Annotated in this window: 2 protein-coding genes; both read right to left on the bottom strand. The window is 34.6% G+C overall.

What is annotated here, in order from left to right:
• A partial coding sequence (locus tag AC4FRF_RS17475; RefSeq protein WP_491161569.1) for a PorP/SprF family type IX secretion system membrane protein occupies positions 1-650 on the bottom strand: 650 nt, incomplete at its 3' end.
• 60 nt (positions 651-710) lie between these two features.
• Positions 711-3,080 (bottom strand): DUF7507 domain-containing protein (locus tag AC4FRF_RS17470; protein WP_491161567.1); only part of this gene is annotated, 2,370 nt, incomplete at its 5' end.

The following is a 3,080-nucleotide window of genomic DNA, read 5'->3' as shown; positions in this document are numbered from 1 at the left end:
ATTTTAGTTAGTAAAGCAGGTTTGAATTTCAGGTTGTAATTTAAATCCATCACATAACCTGCAATCAGGTAATAATTTAATTTTTCTTTATTAACAGCTATTTGATTATCAGCATACTGATTTGTTTCGATAAAATTAGGGATAGAAAATCCTACATATGCTTTGTCTGAGTGAAGGTAAATCCCTGCTCCGATATTCGGTGAGAGTTCATTATCAAATCCTTGAAGTCTTTGGTCATTACTTTCGGCAGGATTTAATTTAGTAATGTCCAGGTTAAATAAATTTACAGACGCTTTAAGGCCAAAGGAGAGTTTTAGATTTTCAGAAGTAGGAATGGTGTAGGATAGATCTGCTGAAAGCGTGTTATCTGTTGTTGGTCCAATTTTGTCATTTACTATAGATACTCCCAAACCTAATCTACTATTATTAAAAGGAGTATTGATCGAAACAGCATTTGTTGTAGGTGCTCCGTCTAATCCGACCCATTGCGTACGATGTAAAGCAAAAATACTCATTGCCCCTCTGGATCCCGCATAAGCAGGATTTACATTTATAGTATTGTACATGTATTGTGTGTATTGTGCATCCTGTTGAGCATAACTCATCACAGCTGTAAATATCAAACTGATTAGTAATATTTTTGTTTTCATTTTACTTCTTTTTTATGAATCAGAGGTTTGTAAGACCTCTGGTATTAGATTGGATTTTTATTATCTAGTAAGGTATAAATATCCTTGCTTTTTGTTAGGTATAATTTCACCTTGCAAACCAACAGCAGTATAGTTTAGGATGTAGAAATAAGTTCCGGCAGGTAATCCAGCCGATTTGTCTACGGTAACTCTACCTTCAGAATAACCTTTGAATACTTTATTTACATTATCATATCCTTTGGTTTCATAAACTAAGATTCCCCATCTGTTGTAAATTTCTACAGAGTTTTCAGGATAACAAAGTGTGTCATCAATATTATCAATTACAAAATTATCATTAGTACCATCTCCATTTGGAGTAAAGGTATTATGAACAAGTATAGTTCCACAACCTAAGACAAAAGATCTTTCAATAACAACTGAATCTGAAGCATTTATTTCAATATCTTTAGGAGATAATGCCGTTACTGTAGCAACGTTTGTAATAGTTTCATTTCCTAAATCAATTTGAGTAACCTTATATTCTTCAGTAAATTCTTTAGATTCACCAATGGCTAAACTTTCAATAGTACTATTTAATCCTGTTAATGGATCCTTTACAACAACTTGATGTAGACTTACATTACCAGTATTTTTAATTACAATGGTATATGTTATTACTTCATCTAGCGTATCATAGTTCGTTTTAACAGTTGTTTTCACTAAAGTGATATTTGGTGTTTGAGTTACTGGAGTTGTAGTAGGGGTATCGTTTTCTACTGTAGTTCCAGAAGTATCTGTTACATCATTTCCTTTAGGATCTTTTGCTGTAGCCAAAGCTGTATTTACTACTTTACCAGCGTCAATATCAGCCTGAGTGATGGTGTATGTTCCTTTAATGGTAGCATTAGAAGCTCCTACAGCTAAATTAGAAATTGGGTTTCCTGTTATTGTTAAACCTACCATTGAATCTGTTACTACCACATTAGTCAGATTTGTGTTTCCTGTATTGGTTACTGTAAAAGTATAAGTAATCACATCACCTACAATTCCTGTTCCAGCTACGCTAGCTGTTTTTACTAAAGTAATACTAGGATTTTGATCTAATTCAGTAATTGTACAATCTGCACATTCAGGATCTTTAGGACACGTAGTACAAGGCGTTGGATCAGTAGAAGTAGCCGTTATTGGATTTTCTTTCGGATCTTTCGCAGTTGCTGTTGCCAGGTTGTACACAATACCTTTGTTAATATCGTCTTGCGTGATTGTATGCGAAGCTGTGAATGTTGTTGCATCCGTTGCTCCCGGAGCTAAAGTTGCAATAGGTCCACCCGTTACCACCGCATTGTTATCAGTTACAGTTACATTAGTTAAAGTAATATTTCCTGTATTAGTAATTACAAATTTGTATGATACTACATCACCAATATTAGTTTTACCATCATTGTTAGTATCTACATAAGTACCGTCTTTTGTAATTGCGATACTAGGGTTTTGAGGTATTTCCGTAATGGTACAATCAGCACATTCCGGATCTTTAGGACACGTAGTACAAGGCGTTGGATCAGTAGAAGTAGCCGTTATAGGGTCACCAGCAGGTGGAGTTCCTTTAGCGATGGCTAAATTATAAACTACTCCTTTGTTAATATCATCTTGAGTAATATTGTAAATCGCAGAGAATGTAGTGGAATCATTTTCGTTTATATTTAAACTTATTGGACCTCCAAGTACAGTTACTTTATCATCAGTCACAGTTATGTTTGTCAACGCTGAACCTCCGGTGTTTTTTACTGTAAATGTATATTTGATTTGGTCTCCAACAGTAGTTTTTCCATCATTATTGGCATCAATATATGTTCCTTCTTTTTCGACAGAAATAGATGGTGTGTAAACAGAAATCTTAACAGTCGCTTCATCACAATTAGTAGATAAATTTATGTTTTCACAAATTTTATATACCACTTCATAATTTCCTGCAGGAGTTCCCGGAGCTATTACCACATCAGTTCCAACAAGTGTGATTCCGCTATTAGTACTGCTTACAAATGAAGTAGTAATCTCAAGTGGATTTACTACATTACCATTTAGGTAATCATTATTTAAAATGTTAATTCCTGCGTTTCCACCATTAATACCATTTATAGGTCCCGCTATATCATCATTGGCCTCTATGGCAGAAGAAGTAATAGTTAAAGTACCATCCACCTTAGTTACCATGTAGTTTGGATTTTCTCCCAAAGTAACTGTAATAGGATAAGTGGCTACAGGCGAGAATTGCGTAGCTGTAGTTGATAAGCTATAGTTGATTACATCATTGTTCACTGCACCAGTTACCACGGCAGTCAATTCAGGATTCACATCACCGTATACTTTGGTTTTATCATCAGCAGTAACCACTACGTTTAGTTCTTTCGGTGTTACTGTTAAAGTACCATCTACTTTAGTTACAAT

The sequence above is a fragment of the Flavobacterium sp. ST-158 genome, assembly GCF_058309975.1.
This window is presented reverse-complemented; position numbering and strand designations above follow the sequence as displayed.